This window comes from Paraburkholderia ginsengisoli NBRC 100965 (assembly GCF_000739735.1).
In the GTDB taxonomy this organism is placed as follows: Bacteria; Pseudomonadota; Gammaproteobacteria; order Burkholderiales; family Burkholderiaceae; genus Paraburkholderia; species Paraburkholderia ginsengisoli.
Window position 1 is genome coordinate 572,114 of the sequence record NZ_BBJF01000004.1, and the last position, 16,202, is coordinate 588,315.

The following is a 16,202-nucleotide window of genomic DNA, read 5'->3' on the forward strand; positions in this document are numbered from 1 at the left end:
AGGTGAGTGGGTCCGCGTGGCGGAGGAGCGCGGGTGGCGGCGGTCGAGGCGGTGGCCGCTATGCTCGCGGCAATATAGCGGCGCCAAAAAATCAGAACAGCGCAACGGCCGCTATTCCCGCCGGCTCACTGAAGCAGTCATTCACTTGAAGTACCCCACCGCCAGGTCGATGAACTCGCGCACCTTGCGCGGCACGAACTCGCGGCTCGGATAAACAAGCGACACGGCGACATCGCCGTTGAGCACCGCATAGTCGTCGAGGACCCGCACCAGCGTGCCGGCGTGCAGTTCGTCGGCGACCATCTCCAGCGGCAGCAACGCAATGCCCATCGCGCCCAGCGCCGCCTGTTTCTGCATGATCATGCTGTTCACCGTGAACGACGCATCGAGCGCGACCCCTTCGTCGTCGCCGTCGTCATGGCTGAATATCCAGCTCTGCGGCGTGGTGTCGAGCGGCGCGGCGATCACGCGATGCTTCGCGAGGTCCGCCGGCTTGTTCGGACGTCCGGCCTGCGCGAGATAAGCGGCCGACGCCACCGGCACCGCGTGCGAATTGAGCAGACGCCGCACCACCAGCGACTCCGAGCGGATCATATGTTCGGTCACGATGCCCACGTCGAAACCGCCTTCGAGCAGATCGACGCGTTTCTCGGTCAGCGTGACGCGCAGATTCACATGTGGAAACTTGGCCTGATACTCCGCGAACAGCGGCGTGAGACGAAACAGCGAGAAGCTGCCCAACGCGACGATCCGCAGATCGCCGGCCACTTCCTTCGACGTCGTGGTCGCGCGCGATTCGACTTCTTCCAGTTCGGCGAACAGCATGCGGCAACCGTCGGCGTATTCCGCGCCGGCCTCGGTCAGCACGACCTTGCGCGTGGTGCGCTGGAACAGGCGGATGCCGAGATGCTGTTCGAGGCTCGATACGTGGCGTGTCACCACCGAGGTCGACACGCCGAGGTGCGCCGCGGCCTGCGCGAAGCTGCCCGCGTCGGCGACCTTGACGAAAGCCTGCATGGCCTGGAAGAGATTGATCATGTGAGTGCGTAAAACGTGTTCGTTATGGCCAGTGGCGTGAAGTGTAGCGCCCGGCGCGAGCCCGGTTCGGCTTCGTGCCGGCTCAGCGCCTCGCCACCGCTCACCAGTGCTTGCAGTCAAGCACGCGTGGTCAGTCGGCCGGGCGATGCTGCGCATGCGCGCCGTTGCGCGCGACGATCCGGCCGTTCGCGACCACCAGCTTGCGCGGCGGCCGCGCGACGATTGCCTGCGCGAGCGTGTCCGCGTCGACCAGCACCAGGTCGGCGCGCGCGCCCGCGTGCAGGCCGTAATGCGTGAATCCGCAGCCGCGCGCGGCGGTGCCGCTCACGCAGTCGAGCGCGAGCGCGAGGTCGTCGTCGCGGCGCAGGTTGTAGCGCATCGCGATCAGCATCGCGCGTTCGAGCATGTCCGGCGAGCCGTAGGGCGTCCACGTGTCGCGAATGCCGTCGTTGCCGCCGAACAGCGTGACGCCTTTCTCGATGCAGGTTTTCAGCGGCGGCACCGGTGTCGATGGCGGGGCGGTCGTCAGCAGCGCCACGCGCAGATCGGCGAGACGCGTGAGCAACGCATCGCGTTCGCGTTCGGGCAGCGCGCCGAGGCAGAACGCGTGACTCACCACCACCTGGCCTTGCATGCCGAGCGCCGCGACGCGATCGAGCAGCAGCCCGAGCGTGAACGCGCCGATTTCGCCTGGCTCGTGCAGATGGATGTCGATCGGCTTCTGATGACGCTGCGCGAGGCCGAACGTCAGATCCAGCGACGCCACCGGATCGCCGTCGATCAACGCCGGGTCGAGCGCGCCGAGCACGTCCGCGCCCGCGCTCAACGCGCGGTCGAGCAACGCGTCGGTGCCCGGTCGGCCGAGCAGGCCGGACTGCGGAAACGCGACGATCTGCAGGTCGAGTACGTCGCGTAGCGTCGCGCGCGTGGCGAGCACGCCGTCGAGGTGGCGCAGACCCGCCTCGGTGTCGATATCGACGTGCGTGCGCAGACGCGTCGTGCCCGCGAGCACGAACGCGCGGGCCAGCGCGAGCGATTGCGCGCCCGCGTCATGACCGCTCTGCGCGCGCCAGCGGCGTTCATTCTCGATGCGGTCGGTCAGCTTCGGCCCGACTTCGTTGCGATACCACGGCATGCCCCAGTGACTCTTGTCCAGATGCGTATGGCCTTCGACGAAACCGGGCAGCAGCAGCGCGCCCGCGCCGTCCTCGATCGCGACGCCGGGCTCGCGCGCGAGATTCGGGCCGATCGCCGCAATGCGTCCATCGGCGATCGACACGTCGACGCGCGCGCCGTCCGTGCGGCGTACGTTCGTGATGAGCCAGGCGTTCGTCGTACGGGGCAAGGCGGTCGTGGTCATGAGCAGGTCGGCGGCGGCACGGGCAATCGGCAGTGCGCGGCGGGGCGCACGCAATTGTCAGTTGAAAGGAGCACGCTGCCCGCTGGTCAGGCAAACGAAGACGGCGCGCGGCTGGCGTGTGATTGTACTTCGCGTGGCCGGGCGCCGGTCGCGGCCGCCGTGTCATCCGCCGTTAAAAAAGCCTCGCCGGCGAGCCATCCACGGCACTCAAGTTTCGGGTTTTTATGCCGTTGACATAGGCTGATCACATTCTGGAACTCCGCCGTGCAACTCGCTCACAGTAACGACCGTCTCTCCAGCCGGATGGCCGATCCGTTCGCCGCGGGCGAGCCCGAGGTGGAGTCCTCGGTGATCGAGTGGCTGTTGCACGACGATCAGGTGATGCGCGAGTGCTTCACGCACGCGGCGGAAATCCTGAAGAGCGTGACCGGCGCGGCGATCACCGCGATCACGTTGCTCGACGAGGAATACCAGCATTACCGTGCCGAGGTCGGCATCGCGATGCCGCTCGTCACGCGCGCGCGCTCGCTCGCCGACTACGCGGTGCGCGACGCGGAGCTGTTCGTCATCGAGGACGCGCACAACGACGACCGCTTCGGCGAATGCATGCTGGTGCAGCGCTATCCGTTCGTGCGCTTCTATGCGGCGATCGCGTTGCGTGCGCCGAACGGCGAGATCGTCGGCGCGTTGTGCGCGATGGACCCATCGCCCGGACGGCTCGACGACGGGCAGCGGGGCGTGTTCTACCATTTGCGCGCGATGATCGAGAACGATCTGAAGATGCGCACGGCCACCGCGATCGATCCGCTCACGCAGTTGTACAACCGGCGCTTTCTGCTCGAAAGCATCGCGCGCCGCTGGAAGGAAGCGCGGGACGGCGACGTGATGGGCTCGGTGGTGGTCGACGTGGACTGGTTCAAGCAATACAACGACACCTACGGTCACCAGGCGGGCGATCATTGCCTGCGCACGGTCGCCTCGGTGATGCAGGCGGCAGCCGATGGCGAGCGCATCGTCGTCGGACGCATGGGTGGTGAGGAGTTCGGGCTGCTGGTGCTACAAGCGGAAGCTGCCGCGCTCGAAGACACGCTCGAAACGCTGCGTCAAGGCGTCGTCGATCTGGCGATCGAGCATCGCGCTTCGCCGCTCGGCGTGGTGACAGTGAGCGTGGGCGCGTCGCTCACGCGTATCAGCGAGCATTCGCGACCCGCACATCGCGATGGCTTCGCGAGCGCGGACCGTGCGTTATATCGCTCGAAGCATGGCGGTCGAAATCGGGTGACCATGGCGTAGCCGGGCGCGGCGTGATTTGCGTTGTGCCGCCGCGGCCCTGACCATCAGTGATCCTGAAGATTGGCGTACACCTGACTCACCCAGTCGGCGAACACGCGCACCTTCGTGCTGTAGCGCCGGCTCGGCGGATAGGCGAGATAAACCTGCAACGGCGCCGGCCGCCAGTCGGTGAGGATCGGCACGAGTTCGCCGCGTGCGATAGCTGGACGCACCATGAAATCGAGCGTATGCACGATGCCGAGGCTTGCCAGCGCGGTGGCCAGATGGGCATTGCTTTCGCTCACCAGCACCGTGTTGCGCACGCCGTCGAGCACGAGCGATTCGCCGTCCCGTGCAAAACGCAACGGCTGCGTGACGCCGCTGTTCGCGGAAAAATAGCCGACCACCGCGTGCGCGTCGTCGACGATCTGCTGCGGATGAAGCGGCGTGCCATGCGCGGCCAGATACGCGGGACTCGCACAGGTGGTCCAGCGCAGCGTGCCGATCGCGTGGGTCACTAGCGCGGGGTCGTCGGCGGTGCTGCGTATCGCACAATCGATGTTCTCGGCAATCAGGTCGGCGGTGCGGTCCGTCACGCTCAACTGCACCTGAATGTCCGGATAACGCGCGCAAAACTCCGGCAGCGCGGGAATCAGAATGCCGCTCGCGGTCGAGCCGCCGCTGTCGACGCGCAACGCGCCGCGCGGATTCGCGCGGTCACGTCCCAGCGTCGCTTCGATATCGTCCAGCTCGGTGAGCAGCGGCCCGATGCGCTCATAGTAGGCGACACCGTCGGTGGTCACATTGACGCTGCGCGTGCTGCGCTCGAGCAGCTTCACGCCGAGGTGGTCCTCGAGCGATTTGACCCACTTGCTCACTGTCGCGTTGGGCATTTGTAGCGATTGCGCCGCGCGGCTGAAGCCGCCGGTTTCCACAACGCGCGCGAAGATGCGGATGGCTTGCAAATGATCCATGAGGTCCCGAGGTGCGAGTAATTATTCACAACAGTGGATAAAGAAACCATAGAATACCTATTTATCTCTGTGCGCGTGTGAAATAAGCTGTAGTTACTGGGTCGAACGACCTCACACACATCGGAGTCAACCATGGATCAGTCCATTTTCTCGAACCTCCACGCCACCAAACACGCCGGCAAGATCGTGCTGGTCACCGGCGGCAGCAGCGGGATCGGCCTTGCAGCGGCCACGCGTTTCGCGCGGGAAGGCGCGAAGGTCTACATCACCGGCCGACGTCAGGCGGAACTCGACGAAGCGGTCGAGCGCATCGGGCACGGCGCGGTCGCGATTCGCGCGGACATCTCGTCGGCCGCGGATCTGGACCGGATGTTCACCGCGGTTCGCGACGCCCATCAGCGGCTCGGTATCCTGTTCGCGAATGCGGGCGGCGGCGAGTTCACGCCGCTGGGCGAAATCACCGAAGCGCAGTTCGACAAGTACTTCGACATCAACGTCAAAGGGACGCTGTTCACCGTGCAAAAAGCGTTGCCGTTGATGCCGAGTGGCAGCGCGATCGTGCTCACCGGTTCGGTCACCTCGATTCAGGGCGTGCCCGCGTTTGGCGTGTACGCGGCGACCAAGGCGGCGTTGCGTTCGTTCGCCCGCACCTGGGCTTCGGATCTGAAGGGCCGCGATATTCGTGTGAACGTGGTCGCGCCTGGCGTGGTGGTTACGCCCGCGTACAAGACCGAGTTGCACATGACGGACGAACAGATCGACGCGTACCGGCAGCATGTCAGCGACACCACGCCGCTCGGCCGGGTCGGCGAACCCGACGAGATCGCGAAGGCCGTTTCGTTCCTCGCTTCCGACGACGCGAGCTACATCACGGGTATCGAGCTGTTCGTCGACGGCGGGATGGTGCAGGTGTAATCGCGGCAGTTACGCTTCAGTCGCGATGAGGTGCGAGAAGGCCGGTTGAAAAACCGGCCTTTTTTGCATGCGAAAGCGGGTGGCGTTTGAGCCCATGGGCAAGAACTACCTAATCGCGCAACGTGTGCGCAAGGCACGTGAAAATCGCGTACACGCGATGCACTTTTTCACGCACGCATAAGGTTTCCTTAAGGCAGTGTTGTTTAGATAGTCTGCGGGAGCGCGGGGATAAGCCGGCACGCAGCAAGTTCGCAGAACATGCAACCCGGCCGACGGGAAGGCCGGGGACACCGGCCGGCATCGCGCGTATCGAAAACGGCGGAGAAAAACAACGATGCCCAAAGAAGAAAAGCGCGGCCGTCGACGCGGCCTGCAGGCCGAAAAGGCGCTTTACAGATCGATTTACCTGATGGAGTTGGCGCGCGGCAGTTCGTACATTGCCAGCACACGAAGTCCGGCGACGCAACGCGCCGCGATTGCCGAGGTGTTCGACGAATTTCGCTCGCTGTACGGTCCCGACAAGCTGCTCATTTTTCGCGAACTGTTGGCGGAGAGTTTGCAGAAACGTGACTGTCTGTCGGCGGCGCAGGCCGTTTTGAGTTTCGAGCCGGGCTAGTCGAAGCGACAAGTTAGAGTTCGCTTCGACGCGGCGCTGAAGCGACGTGAACGGCAAAGCGAAAGAACGGGCTGCGACTCACGTCGGAGTACTCACCTCAACTCTTCAGCTCGCGATCAACTCAACTCGCAATCAACTTCAGCCCTACCGGCAACGACTCGCCGAACACGCGGCCTTCGTCGGCGTTATCGAGTTCCACGCTCTCGCTCACCATCGTGATCCACGTGCGCGGCGCATTGAGCGCCTCGAGCCGGCGCACGACGGTGTGGCGCAAATCCTCGGGCAGGTCGCGCGAACGGTCGCCGGTCATGCGCGCGATCTGCACGGCGGCGAACGCGGCAGGGTCGACCTTCTTCCAGTCGAGCCCGAGGATCGTGGTCAGCCATTGTCCCGCGACCTCCGGCGGCACGACACTGTGCGCGCTGCCGTAGAACGGCCGCCGCGCGCCGATGCGGCCGACCGCCCACCAGCCCTGATGATTTTCCGCGGGCTTTTTCAGCCGCGTCAGAATTGACTCGCCGAGTTCGATCTTGCGTTCGAGCGGAATCCGTTCGAGCGACGCGCTCAGTCGAACCATATCGGCAATGCCCGTTTTCGCGACGTCGAAGGGCAGCTTGTGACGCGACTGCGCGGCCGTTTGCAGATACGCCATCGCGTCGAGCACGCGCAGTTGCGCGCTCTCGTCGAGACCGCCTGCGGCGCGCCGCCAGAGCGTCCACCATTCCGACCAGACCTGGCTGTCGTTGACGTATTGAATGCCGTCGTCGAACAGCGACCACAGCTGTTCGACGCGCCACTCGTCGAGCGGATAGCCGAAACCCGGCCGCACGCAATAGCCGGCCAGATTCAGCCAGAGCCGTTCGTGATCGGCGGAGCGCCGCCGACGCCGCGCACGTTCCCACAGCGCGCCGAACAGTTCGCGCAGCAACGCGCTGTTCCAGTTGTCGCGCGGGCCCAGCAGTTGTTCGAGGTGCGCGCGCAGCCGTTTGACTTCTTTCGGGTCGACCTTTTGCGCGCGCGAGCCGAAGCAGCGGTCGATCTGTTCGAGCGCGCTGTCGAGTGACGGGTGGCGAGCCGGTGTGGAGTCGGCGGAGAGATCCGTCTGCGCGTTCTCGCCGCGCAACTGGAATTCGAGCAGCCAGCGTTGCGCCGGGTCGTCGAGTTCGATGCAATGCACGTCGAGCGTGCCCACTTCGGTGAGCGACGTCGCGATCCGCACCAGCGTTTCGTGCGTCTTGCGCGCGCCGCGCGGGTCGACGACGGTGGCGATCGGCGGCAGGCGCACGAAGTCGCCGCTCGCGAGATCGATCAACTCGCCGGCCTGATAAACCGAGTCCGCGCTCGACGACACCAGGTGAAAGCGCACCGGATGTCCGAGGCGCAGCGCGAACGTGCGATCGGCGATCAGAATCTCGTGGCCTTCCTCGGTGCCGCGCGGCAACAGACAGATGCCGCGTGGCGCCGCTTCATCGTCGGACTTCGGGTCGGCGGTTTCGTCGAGTACGAGGAAGTAGCTGCGCGGCGAGCCGCCGCCGATTTTCGGCGCATGCCCCGCGCGCGCCAGCGAATAGGCGACCGCGCCGCGCGCGACGGCCACGTCGGGGTTGTCGTTGTGCAGCACGTTCAGCGGTGCGCCGCGCCACGTGCCGAGGGTATTCGCGAGACGTCGCGTGAGCGCTTCGGCGCGGAACACGCCGCCGTTGAGCAACAACGTGTCGGGGACGGGGAGGGCGTCGGCGTTGTCTTCGCTGGCGCCGGTGGTGCTGCGTGTGCCGGACGCGTCGATTGAAACGGAAGGGCCGCCGCTGACGTCTGACACACCGCTCTCACCGTCGGCCGTTCCGCCCAACGCTTTGCGCGACTGCGCCGCGAAGCGGCTCAGAAACGCCGCGATATGTCGCGTGACCGCCGCATCGGTCGCGTACGGCAGGCCGAATTCGACGATTGCGCCGCGCGGCCGGCCGGGCCGTTCGTGCGACGCCACCGCCGGAAAGAAGCCATCGACGATGACCCGCTCGACCTCGTCGCGCGTGACCTGCGCGGTGCGGGCGCCGCCGATCAGCTTCGAGCCCGCGCCGAGCAGCGTGATCGACGCCGAGTCGGGCGCCTGCGGGCCGAGCAGTTGTTCTTTCGCGCCGCGGCAGCGCTCGACCAGTTGCGACAGGCTCGCCGCCGATAAGCGCTGACGCGGCGTGCCCGCATCGCCACCCGGCAGCCGGGCTTCGACCAGATGCGCCAGCGCAAGATCCATGTTGTCGCCGCCGAGCATCAGATGATTGCCCACGCCGATGCGCGTCAGTTGCGGCTCGCCGTCCTGCATGCTCACTTCAATCAACGTGAGGTCGGTGGTGCCGCCGCCCACGTCGCAGATCAGCACGAGACGCGTGTGCGCGAGTTCGCTCACGAGCCGCTCGCGGTGGTGGAACAGCCAGTCGTAGAACGCCGCTTGCGGTTCTTCCAGCAGCCGCAGTGCGGGCAGGCCGGCGCGACGCGCCGCTTCGACGGTCAGCGCGCGCGCGCCTTCGTCGAACGATGCCGGCACCGTGAGCACCACGTCCTGCTGTTCGAGCGGCGCGTCGGGAAAGCGCTGATTCCACGCGGCGCGCACGTGCGCGAGATAGCCCGCGCTCGCGTCGACGGGCGAGACTTTGCGGACATCGTCGGCGGCGCCCCACGGCAGGATCGGCGCCACGCGGTCGACCGAGGCGTGCGAAAGCCAACTCTTCGCGCTTGCAACTAACCGTCCGGGCACCTGAGCGCCAAGCGAGCGCGCAAGGCGGCCGAGCACGACCGGCTGCGAGTCATCGGCGCAGCCAGCAGCGGCAGCATGAGCGCCAGAGCCCGCGCGAACCTCTCCGGACCACGGCAAACGCAGATCGCCCGCGCTCAGTTCGCCCTCGGCCGCGTGATAACGCACCGAGGGTAGCAGCGGCTGCGCGGCGACCTGGCCGGGACTCACCAGCTGCTCGATCTCGAACACGCGGATCGGCTGGGACCCGTCCTGCGCCCCGGCCTCCGCGTAGGCGAGCACCGTGTTGCTGGTGCCGAGGTCGATGCCGACGCTGTAGCGCTTCATCCCGGTCATGCGGATGCGTTACGCGGACACGTTGCCGCGCACGTCGAACTCGACTTTCCAGCGCTCGTCGGAGCCGCGCGGCATCGCTTCGAGTTCGAGCGTGCCCGCTTCCGTGACGCGCGCATGCAGCTTCACCGGCACGACCTCGCCGGCGGTGCGGCCGGAGGCGGGCAGCGTCGCCTGAATTTCGTCGAGCTCCTGCAGTTCCTCCGGGCCCCAGAAGTCGAGCAGCGTGCCGACCTGATCCTGACGACGCACCGACGATCCGAAGAAGCGGAAATGCACCGGCTCGCCGACCACGAGGCCGAACTCCTGCGCGGGCAACTCGGCGTCAGTGCCTTCCTCCATGCCGAACGGCGCGACGCACAGCGCCTGCACCGGCGGTTCGAGGCCAGGCACGGCCGGCATCGCCGATTCGATCGCGATGTAGTACGCACGCGCGGTGCCGCCGCGAATCCGCACGCCCTGGCCGCGTCGCACGTAGCCGTAATAGGCCGCGCCGCGCGCGACCGCGAGATCGAGGTCCGCGCCTTCGAGCAGGCGCGCCGGCGCCGCGCCTTCCGCGGTGAGCCAGTTGTTGAGCGTGCCCATGATGCGCTCGACCAGCAGCGGCGACTTGAACACGCCACCGTTGAACAGCACGGCAGTCGGGTGCAGGAAACTCGCGCCCTGCGCGGCGGTAGTGTTCAGACCTTCGAGTTCGGCGAGCGCGCCGACCTGACGGCCGAGGAACGCCGCCAGATGCCGCGTGATGCCCGCGTCCTGCGCGTACGGCAGACCGAGTTGCGTCAGACCGACGCGCGCACGGCTCACCGGGCGCGCGGCACTGTCCACTTGCGGGAAGAAGCCGTCGAGAATCGTCTGCGTCAGTTCCGCACGCGTGAGTTCGGTGCGGATCGAACCGCCGATCAGCTTCGAGCCGCGACTCGGCACGACGAGCGGCACGGTGTCGGTGGCGGGGTCGCTGAGCAGCGTTTCCTTGGCCGAGCGGCACGCGTAGGTGAGGGCGCGCAGTTGCCACGCGTCGGCCTGGGTGCCTTGCGCGGCCAGCTTGCGCGCGACCACGTGCGCGAGCGCCAGGTCCATGTTGTCGCCGCCGAGCAGGATGTGTTCGCCGACCGCGACGCGATGCAGTTCGAGATTGCCTTCGCGTTCGATCACCGCGATCAACGACAGGTCGGTCGTGCCGCCGCCCACGTCGACCACGAGGATGATGTCGCCGACCTTGACCTGCTTGCGCCAGCCGCCCGCGCTCTTCTGGATCCAGCTGTACAGCGCCGCCTGCGGTTCTTCGAGCAGCGTCATGCGGCCGTAGCCGGCGCCCTCGGCGGCTTCCGCGGTGAGTTCACGCGCGGCCGGATCGAACGACGCGGGGATCGTCACCGTGATGTCCTGCTCGCTGAACGGCGCGTCCGGATGCGCGTGGTCCCACGCTTCGCGCAGGTGCGTCAGGTAGCGCACCGAGCTTTCGAGCGGCGACACGCGCGCGACTTCGGGCGGCGCATCGTTGGGCAGAATCGCCGCGCGGCGATCGACGCCCGGATGGCACAGCCAGCTTTTCGCGCTCGACACCAGCCGGATCGGCGTGGCGGCTCCCCGGCTGCGGGCGAACTCGCCGACCGCGAACTCGCGCTGACCGGTCCACGGCAGATAGAGATCGCCGGAGGCCAGTTCGTCGGGATGCGGCAGGTAAAGGAAGGAGGGCAGCAGATCGAGATTGTCGATCGCGCCGGGGCCGGTCAGTTGTGCGATCGGCAGCACGCCCTGGGCGGTTTTTTCGCCGTCGCTCGCGCTTGTGTCCACATAGGACAGCGCGCAATGCGTCGTGCCGAGGTCGATCCCGATCGAATAGCGTGCGTCGCTCACAGTTCCACCTCCGCCGGGGCGATGACCTTCGCGTTGTGGCTGTCCGCGAGCTTCGGCAGACGGACTTCGTCGACGCGCCAGCCGCGATGGCTGATGCTGCCGCTAAACGGCGCTTTGCCGACGACGTTGCCGGTCAGGCGAATCGCGCTTGCGTCGAAACCTTCCGCAAGCGTCACGCGCGCGCCTTCGGCTTCGTCGCGTACCGGGCGGATCGTGAAGTGCTCGCGCAGCGTCGTGCGGCAGCCATCGTGCACGAGACGCGCGGCGGCGCCGATGTCGGCGTCGCTGTAGTTCTTGATGTCCTCTTCGACGAAGTCGATGAAGCGCGCGTCGCGTTGCAACAGGCCGAGCAGCTGCAGTGCGGCGTCGGCTGTGGCTTCTTTCAGCGTGGGCGCGGGTTGCGGTGCGGGCGCCGGGGCCGGTGTGGGGGCCGGCGCGGTTGCGCCCGCGCTGGCGCCTTTACGCAGACGCATCACGTTGGCGGCGAATTCGCCATCGCCGAGAATGCTGAAAAACGTGCCGACGGCAAGTGAAATCCTGCCGAGGAAGGATGGGTTCGAATCGGTCATAAATGCTCCTGAGGGGCTCTGTTAAAGGACGAGCTGTCCTGGCTGCGCCGCACCTGACGGGCCGCGCGGCCTTGCTGGGCAAGGTCGGGCCGCCGTCGTGCGTGTTTGCGAAGGCCGCGGCGGAGCCTGCCGCCGACGCGGGATTCATCGGACATTGCGGCGCGGACGACGCGCGCAAAACCCGTATTTTGCCTTGCAGCGCGCCCGAAGCGCGCAAAGGCGGCCATTCTAGCGGGCAATCGGGCGAGATTGGCGGGTTGTCGGGGGAGGCGAGAGGATTCATCCTCGCGCGGTCTCAGGCATCGCCCGGCACATCGTCTTTCGCTTTGGGCGCGTCCCAATTCATCCGGTGACGGTTGACCGTCTCCTTGTGCCGCGCGTCGTCTTCCGTGTGCAGATAAAGACTCGTCGTGTTCAGCGACACGTGCCCGAGATTGTCGCGGATCGTGCGCAAATCGACGCCGCCATCCGCCTGATGCGAGCCCGCGGTGTGACGCAGCCAGTGAGCCGACGCCCGTTCGAGTTCGTCGGCGCGGTCGGCGAACTCCGCGCCTCGCGCGCGCAGCCACGACGCAGCGCCGCTGAAAATGCCCTTGATCGCATCGTGGATCGCGGAACGGGACAGGCAGCGGTTTCTGCCCTTGAACGGAATCACGAGCGGCGTTTCCTCGGACCGGGTGGGCAGGGCCGCGAGACCATTCCGCGTCCGATAGCTCCGCAGTTCCTGAATCAGTTCGGCTGAAACGGGAACGATCCGCTCCTTGTCGCCCTTGCCGAGCGTCTCCAGCCACCATTGATCCTTGCCGTCCGCGCCGAGTCTGCGAAAAAAGCTTCCCATCTGACCGCCCGCGACTTCGGAGATCCGCATGCCCTGCAGATAGAACAGCGTGGTCAGCCAGCGGCAGCGCGCGTAGTACGCGCGTTGCGCGTCGCTGTCCTGCGGCAGTTGCTCGACGAATAGCTTCACGTCGTCCCACAGCGAGGTCGACAGATAGCGGGTCACGCGTGGCGCGGAGCGTTTTGCCCGCTGGCGCAACAAGGCCATCGGATTGCCGCGCAGATAGCCGGCGTTGACCAGCCACGTGAACATCGCATTCAGAATGATCAGCGCCTGGCGCTGGCTGGCCGGCGACAGCGGCCCGTTGAACGGTCGCCAGCGTTCGTCGCCGCGCGGATATTTGCCGCCGTTGGCCGACACCCAGCGGCTGGCCGGTTGCGGATCGGCGATAAACGTCTTGAATCCCAGCAGATCTTCATGCGTCAGCGACGACAACGGCTTGCCGAGTTGCACGACGGCCCATAGCAGCAACCGCTCGGCTTCCTTGCGGTAGTTGTCGAACGTGGTCCTGGTGTCCGCGTAGTTCGACAGCCATGCGCGGATGGCGTCCAGATCGTTGCGGGCCGACAACTGCGAATTCTCGATCGCGCCACGGTTGGTGCCGTCGCGGCCATCGAGACTTGCCGGCACGGCGAGCGATTCGACGGGCTGCACGGTGGCGATTTGGGCATTGGACACGGTTCGGCCTCCGGATTGCGGGGAAAAAACGACGGATCAGGCGAATATACACCAAACACGACATTATAGTACTAATGTCGTGTTCGAAGCTTGATAATGTAGATTTATTTAAGATTTACGTTGTATTATCAACACATCAAGCCTTTCCAATCTTTTCCGCGCCCATGACACTCGAAACCGACATTGAAGCCGTCCGCGAACACGCCGCCGACACGCAAGCGCTGTATCGTGAGGTTTGCGCGCTGATGTTCTTCCGTTACGGCGAAACGCCGACCGCGAATCGGCTCTACCAGTTGGTGCGCAAAGGCAGCATGAGCGCGCCGGCCAAGGCGTTGCGCGACTTCTGGGTCGAAGTGCGCGAGAAAACCCGCGTCGATGTCGGCCGCCCGGATTTGCCGCCTGACGTCGCCAAGGCGGCTGGCGAGCTGGCCGCCAACCTGTGGCGGCTGTCGAACGACGCGGCGACCGCCGCGCTGGATGTGTTCAGGCAGGACGCGCAGGCGGAAATCGCCGCCGCCCGCCAGCAGGCTCAGGAAATGGAAACGCAACGCAACGACGCGTCGCTGAAAGCCGAACAGGCTGCCGCCGGCGCCGCCGCGCTTGGCCAGCAGATCGGCGGGCTCGAAGCGCGCCTCGTCGAGCTTCAAACCGCCAACGACATGCTGAGCGGACAGCTGGCGGCGTCGAAGAACGAGCTTGCCGCAGGCGCCACGGCACTGGCCGACGCGCGACGCGATTTCGCCGAGGAACTGGCCAAGCTGCGTCGCGCGCACGAGCAGAACGAACAACGGCTCGCGGCGGCCGAAAAACGGGCGCTGCTAGAAATCGAGAGCGAGCGAGCGGTCGCGAGCCGCGTGCGCAAGGAATTGCAGACCGCCAATGACCGGATCGCGGCGCTGGAGACGGAGCACCGCTCGGAGCGCGACGCGTTGCGCGATGGACTCGCCACCGCGAAGGCCGAGCTGTCTGCGTCGACCGCACGGTGCGCGGTGCTGGGCGCGCAGTTGTCGGAGAAAGACGCATTGCTTGCCGAGCGGATTGCGTCGACGGACCAGCTTCGCCAGCGCCTCGAAACCATGTCGCGGCGCCTGGAAACGGCGCGCAGCGAGCCGGCAAGCGCTCGCCCAGTTCGCCGCTCCCGCGCGAAGGCTGAAGCGCCGAATCGGGCGCCGGTCGATTTTTCGGGCGGCTCCTTCGTCAAGCGCGCGGCGACGCCCAAGCGGTAAATTCACCAGTCGCAACCTGGAGAAATGAAAAGCGAAGCGGCCCAGTTGTGCCTGCTGCCGCAACTGCGCTTCAAAGGCGCACACCATGCGCCTCTCACCGGGCGCCCATTTCAAAGCGCCCGCGCCCGCCTCCGCGCTCAATGCCCGCCCGCTCCCGCTGCCGCCGCCGCGCTGGCGTGATCGGGCTTCGTCACCCAGATCAACGGAATGATCAGCACGAAGATCACCGCCGACAGCCAGAAAATATCGTTCAGGCCGAGCATCGCCGCCTGCGTGTTCAGCGAGTGCTCGAAGTACGCCAGCGCCTGAGCTGGGCTGCCGCCGAGCGAATCGTGCAGCGCATCGAGCGCGGATCGGAAAACAGGATTGTCGACGCCCGTCTGCTCGGCGAGCCGCGCGTGATGCAGGATCGTCCGGTCGTTCCAGCCGGTCGACGCCAGCGACGTCCCCACCGCGCCGGCAAACACCCGCACGAAATTCGACAGTCCCGCCGCCGCCGGAATCCTGTCCGCCGGAAGGCCGGACAGAATGATCGCGGTAAGCGGCACAAAGAAGAACGCGGTCGGAATCCCCTGCAACAAGGTCGGCAAAACGAGCGTCCACGTATCCACGCCGGTCGTGTAGTGCGAGCGCATGAAGAACACCCCCGCGAAGCCGACGAACGCCAGCGTCGCCAACACTCTCGGGTCCGACTTCGGCAGAAGCTTCGCGATCACCGGTGCGAGGATCACCGCGAAGATGCCGAGCGGCGCGGTCGCGAGACCGGCATCGACCGAGCGGTAGTTCAGGTAGCCCTGCATCCATTGCGGCAGCAGCACGAGGTTCGAGAAAAACACCGCATACGCTACTGAAATCGCGATCGTGCCACCGAGAAAATTTCGTTTTCCGAACAATTTCAGATCGACGATCGGATTCTTTTCGGTCAACTCCCAGATCACGAAGAACACGAAACTGACCGCCGCGAACACGGTCAGCGCGACGATCACCGGCGAGTTGAACCAGTCGAGGTCCTTGCCCTTGTCGAGCATGATCTGCAGCGAACCGACCCACGCGATCAGCGAGATCAGCCCGACTTTGTCGATCGGCAAACGCCGCGTCGGCGTTTCGCGCGTGCGATAGATCGCCCACGTCACGGCGGCGGCGAACAGGCCCACCGGGATGTTGATGTAGAAGATCCACGACCACGAGTAGCTGTCGGTGATCCAGCCGCCGAGCGCGGGGCCGGCGATCGGCCCGACGGTCGCGGTCATCGCCCACAGCGCGAGCGCGTGCGAGCTTTTTTCCTTCGGATACGAACCGAGCAGAATCGCTTGCGACAGCGGTATCAGCGGGCCCGCCACCGCGCCCTGCAAAATCCGCGCGGCGAGCAGCACCGGCAGATTCGGCGCGATGCCGCACAGCCACGACGACAGCACGAACAGCAGGATCGCCCACACGAACAGCTTGATCTGCCCGACCCGCTGCGTGAGCCAGCCGGTCAACGGAATCGCGATCGCATTGGCCGCCGCGAACAGCGTGATGACCCAGGTGCCCTCGTCCACCGACACGCCCAGGTTGCCGGCGATCGTCGGAATCGCGACGTTCGCGATCGACGAATCCAGCACGTTCATAAACGTGGCCAGCGCCACGGCCAGCGTCGCCAGCACGAGCTTGCCGCCCGTCAATGGCGCAAGCGTCGCCATGTTGCTCGATTCATTCATCTCGTCACCTGTCGGGGAAGGTCAAACTATCTGACTTATCAGTTAATTGGGTGAAAAAAACGACGCACGCGTCT

12 protein-coding genes are annotated in these 16,202 nt (G+C 66.0%); 4 read left to right on the top strand and 8 right to left on the bottom strand.

Annotated elements, in window-relative coordinates; all coding sequences use genetic code 11:
* Positions 1-141 precede the first annotated feature (141 nt).
* Positions 142-1,038, bottom strand: a complete 897-nt coding sequence (locus BGI01S_RS06645) for a LysR family transcriptional regulator (RefSeq protein WP_042323484.1) — start codon at positions 1,036-1,038, stop codon at positions 142-144.
* A gap of 130 nt (positions 1,039-1,168) precedes the next feature.
* Complete coding sequence (locus tag BGI01S_RS06650) at positions 1,169-2,398, bottom strand: amidohydrolase family protein (protein ID WP_042324465.1); 1,230 nt, start codon at positions 2,396-2,398, stop codon at positions 1,169-1,171.
* A 264-nt stretch (positions 2,399-2,662) separates the two neighbouring features.
* Here BGI01S_RS06650 and BGI01S_RS06655 point away from each other — a divergent pair, with 264 nt between their 5' ends.
* Positions 2,663-3,691, top strand: coding sequence for a GGDEF domain-containing protein (locus BGI01S_RS06655; protein WP_174447386.1), 1,029 nt, complete (start codon positions 2,663-2,665; stop codon positions 3,689-3,691).
* Between the two features lie 44 nt (positions 3,692-3,735).
* On the opposite strand, the gene BGI01S_RS06660 is transcribed toward BGI01S_RS06655, so the two are convergent.
* The gene (locus BGI01S_RS06660) at positions 3,736-4,644 is read right to left on the bottom strand and encodes a LysR family transcriptional regulator (RefSeq protein ID WP_042323489.1); all 909 of its coding nucleotides are present in this window, start codon (positions 4,642-4,644) and stop codon (positions 3,736-3,738) included.
* A gap of 132 nt (positions 4,645-4,776) precedes the next feature.
* On the opposite strand from BGI01S_RS06660, the gene BGI01S_RS06665 reads away from it, so the two are divergent.
* Complete coding sequence (locus BGI01S_RS06665; RefSeq protein ID WP_042323491.1) at positions 4,777-5,559, top strand: glucose 1-dehydrogenase; 783 nt, start codon at positions 4,777-4,779, stop codon at positions 5,557-5,559.
* A gap of 334 nt (positions 5,560-5,893) precedes the next feature.
* Complete coding sequence (locus BGI01S_RS06670; protein WP_042323493.1) at positions 5,894-6,175, top strand: hypothetical protein; 282 nt, start codon at positions 5,894-5,896, stop codon at positions 6,173-6,175.
* Positions 6,176-6,296: 121 nt separating this feature from the next.
* Here BGI01S_RS06670 and BGI01S_RS06675 read toward each other — a convergent pair whose 3' ends face one another.
* The 4 genes from BGI01S_RS06675 to BGI01S_RS06690 all read right to left on the bottom strand — a co-directional run bounded on the left by BGI01S_RS06675 (position 6,297) and on the right by BGI01S_RS06690 (position 13,202).
* A complete protein-coding gene (locus BGI01S_RS06675; protein WP_174447387.1) occupies positions 6,297-9,260 on the bottom strand; it encodes an Hsp70 family protein in 2,964 nt (987 codons plus the stop codon).
* Positions 9,261-9,269: 9 nt separating this feature from the next.
* Entirely contained in the window at positions 9,270-11,117 is a 1,848-nt protein-coding gene (locus BGI01S_RS06680; protein ID WP_042323496.1) for an Hsp70 family protein, read from the bottom strand.
* Positions 11,114-11,686 carry a DUF2760 domain-containing protein gene (locus BGI01S_RS06685; RefSeq protein WP_042323498.1) on the bottom strand — a complete coding sequence of 191 codons (573 nt, stop codon included), beginning with the start codon at positions 11,684-11,686 and terminating at the stop codon, positions 11,114-11,116. Before BGI01S_RS06685 ends, BGI01S_RS06680 begins: the two co-directional genes overlap by 4 nt.
* Positions 11,687-11,981: 295 nt before the next feature.
* Positions 11,982-13,202 carry a tyrosine-type recombinase/integrase gene (locus tag BGI01S_RS06690; RefSeq protein WP_042323500.1) on the bottom strand — a complete coding sequence of 407 codons (1,221 nt, stop codon included), beginning with the start codon at positions 13,200-13,202 and terminating at the stop codon, positions 11,982-11,984.
* On the opposite strand from BGI01S_RS06690, the gene BGI01S_RS06695 reads away from it, so the two are divergent.
* A complete protein-coding gene (locus BGI01S_RS06695) occupies positions 13,145-14,428 on the top strand; it encodes a DNA-binding protein (RefSeq protein ID WP_255219703.1) in 1,284 nt (427 codons plus the stop codon). The genes BGI01S_RS06690 and BGI01S_RS06695 overlap by 58 nt on opposite strands.
* 137 nt (positions 14,429-14,565) lie before the next feature.
* On the opposite strand, the gene BGI01S_RS06700 is transcribed toward BGI01S_RS06695, so the two are convergent.
* Entirely contained in the window at positions 14,566-16,128 is a 1,563-nt protein-coding gene (locus tag BGI01S_RS06700) for a DHA2 family efflux MFS transporter permease subunit (RefSeq protein WP_042323503.1), read from the bottom strand.
* Positions 16,129-16,202: the final 74 nt, after the last annotated feature.

Bases quoted from the DNA above. Each gene is read 5' to 3' on its own strand.
- BGI01S_RS06660 (WP_042323489.1), bottom strand. From the start codon at position 4,644: ATGGATCATTTGCAAGCCATCCGCATCTTCGCGCGCGTTGTGGAAACC.
- BGI01S_RS06670 (WP_042323493.1), top strand. From the start codon at position 5,894: ATGCCCAAAGAAGAAAAGCGCGGCCGTCGACGCGGCCTGCAGGCCGAA.
- BGI01S_RS06645 (WP_042323484.1), bottom strand. From the start codon at position 1,038: ATGATCAATCTCTTCCAGGCCATGCAGGCTTTCGTCAAGGTCGCCGAC.
- BGI01S_RS06675 (WP_174447387.1), bottom strand. From the start codon at position 9,260: ATGACCGGGATGAAGCGCTACAGCGTCGGCATCGACCTCGGCACCAGC.
- BGI01S_RS06665 (WP_042323491.1), top strand. From the start codon at position 4,777: ATGGATCAGTCCATTTTCTCGAACCTCCACGCCACCAAACACGCCGGC.
- BGI01S_RS06650 (WP_042324465.1), bottom strand. From the start codon at position 2,398: ATGACCACGACCGCCTTGCCCCGTACGACGAACGCCTGGCTCATCACG.
- BGI01S_RS06700 (WP_042323503.1), bottom strand. From the start codon at position 16,128: ATGAATGAATCGAGCAACATGGCGACGCTTGCGCCATTGACGGGCGGC.
- BGI01S_RS06685 (WP_042323498.1), bottom strand. From the start codon at position 11,686: ATGACCGATTCGAACCCATCCTTCCTCGGCAGGATTTCACTTGCCGTC.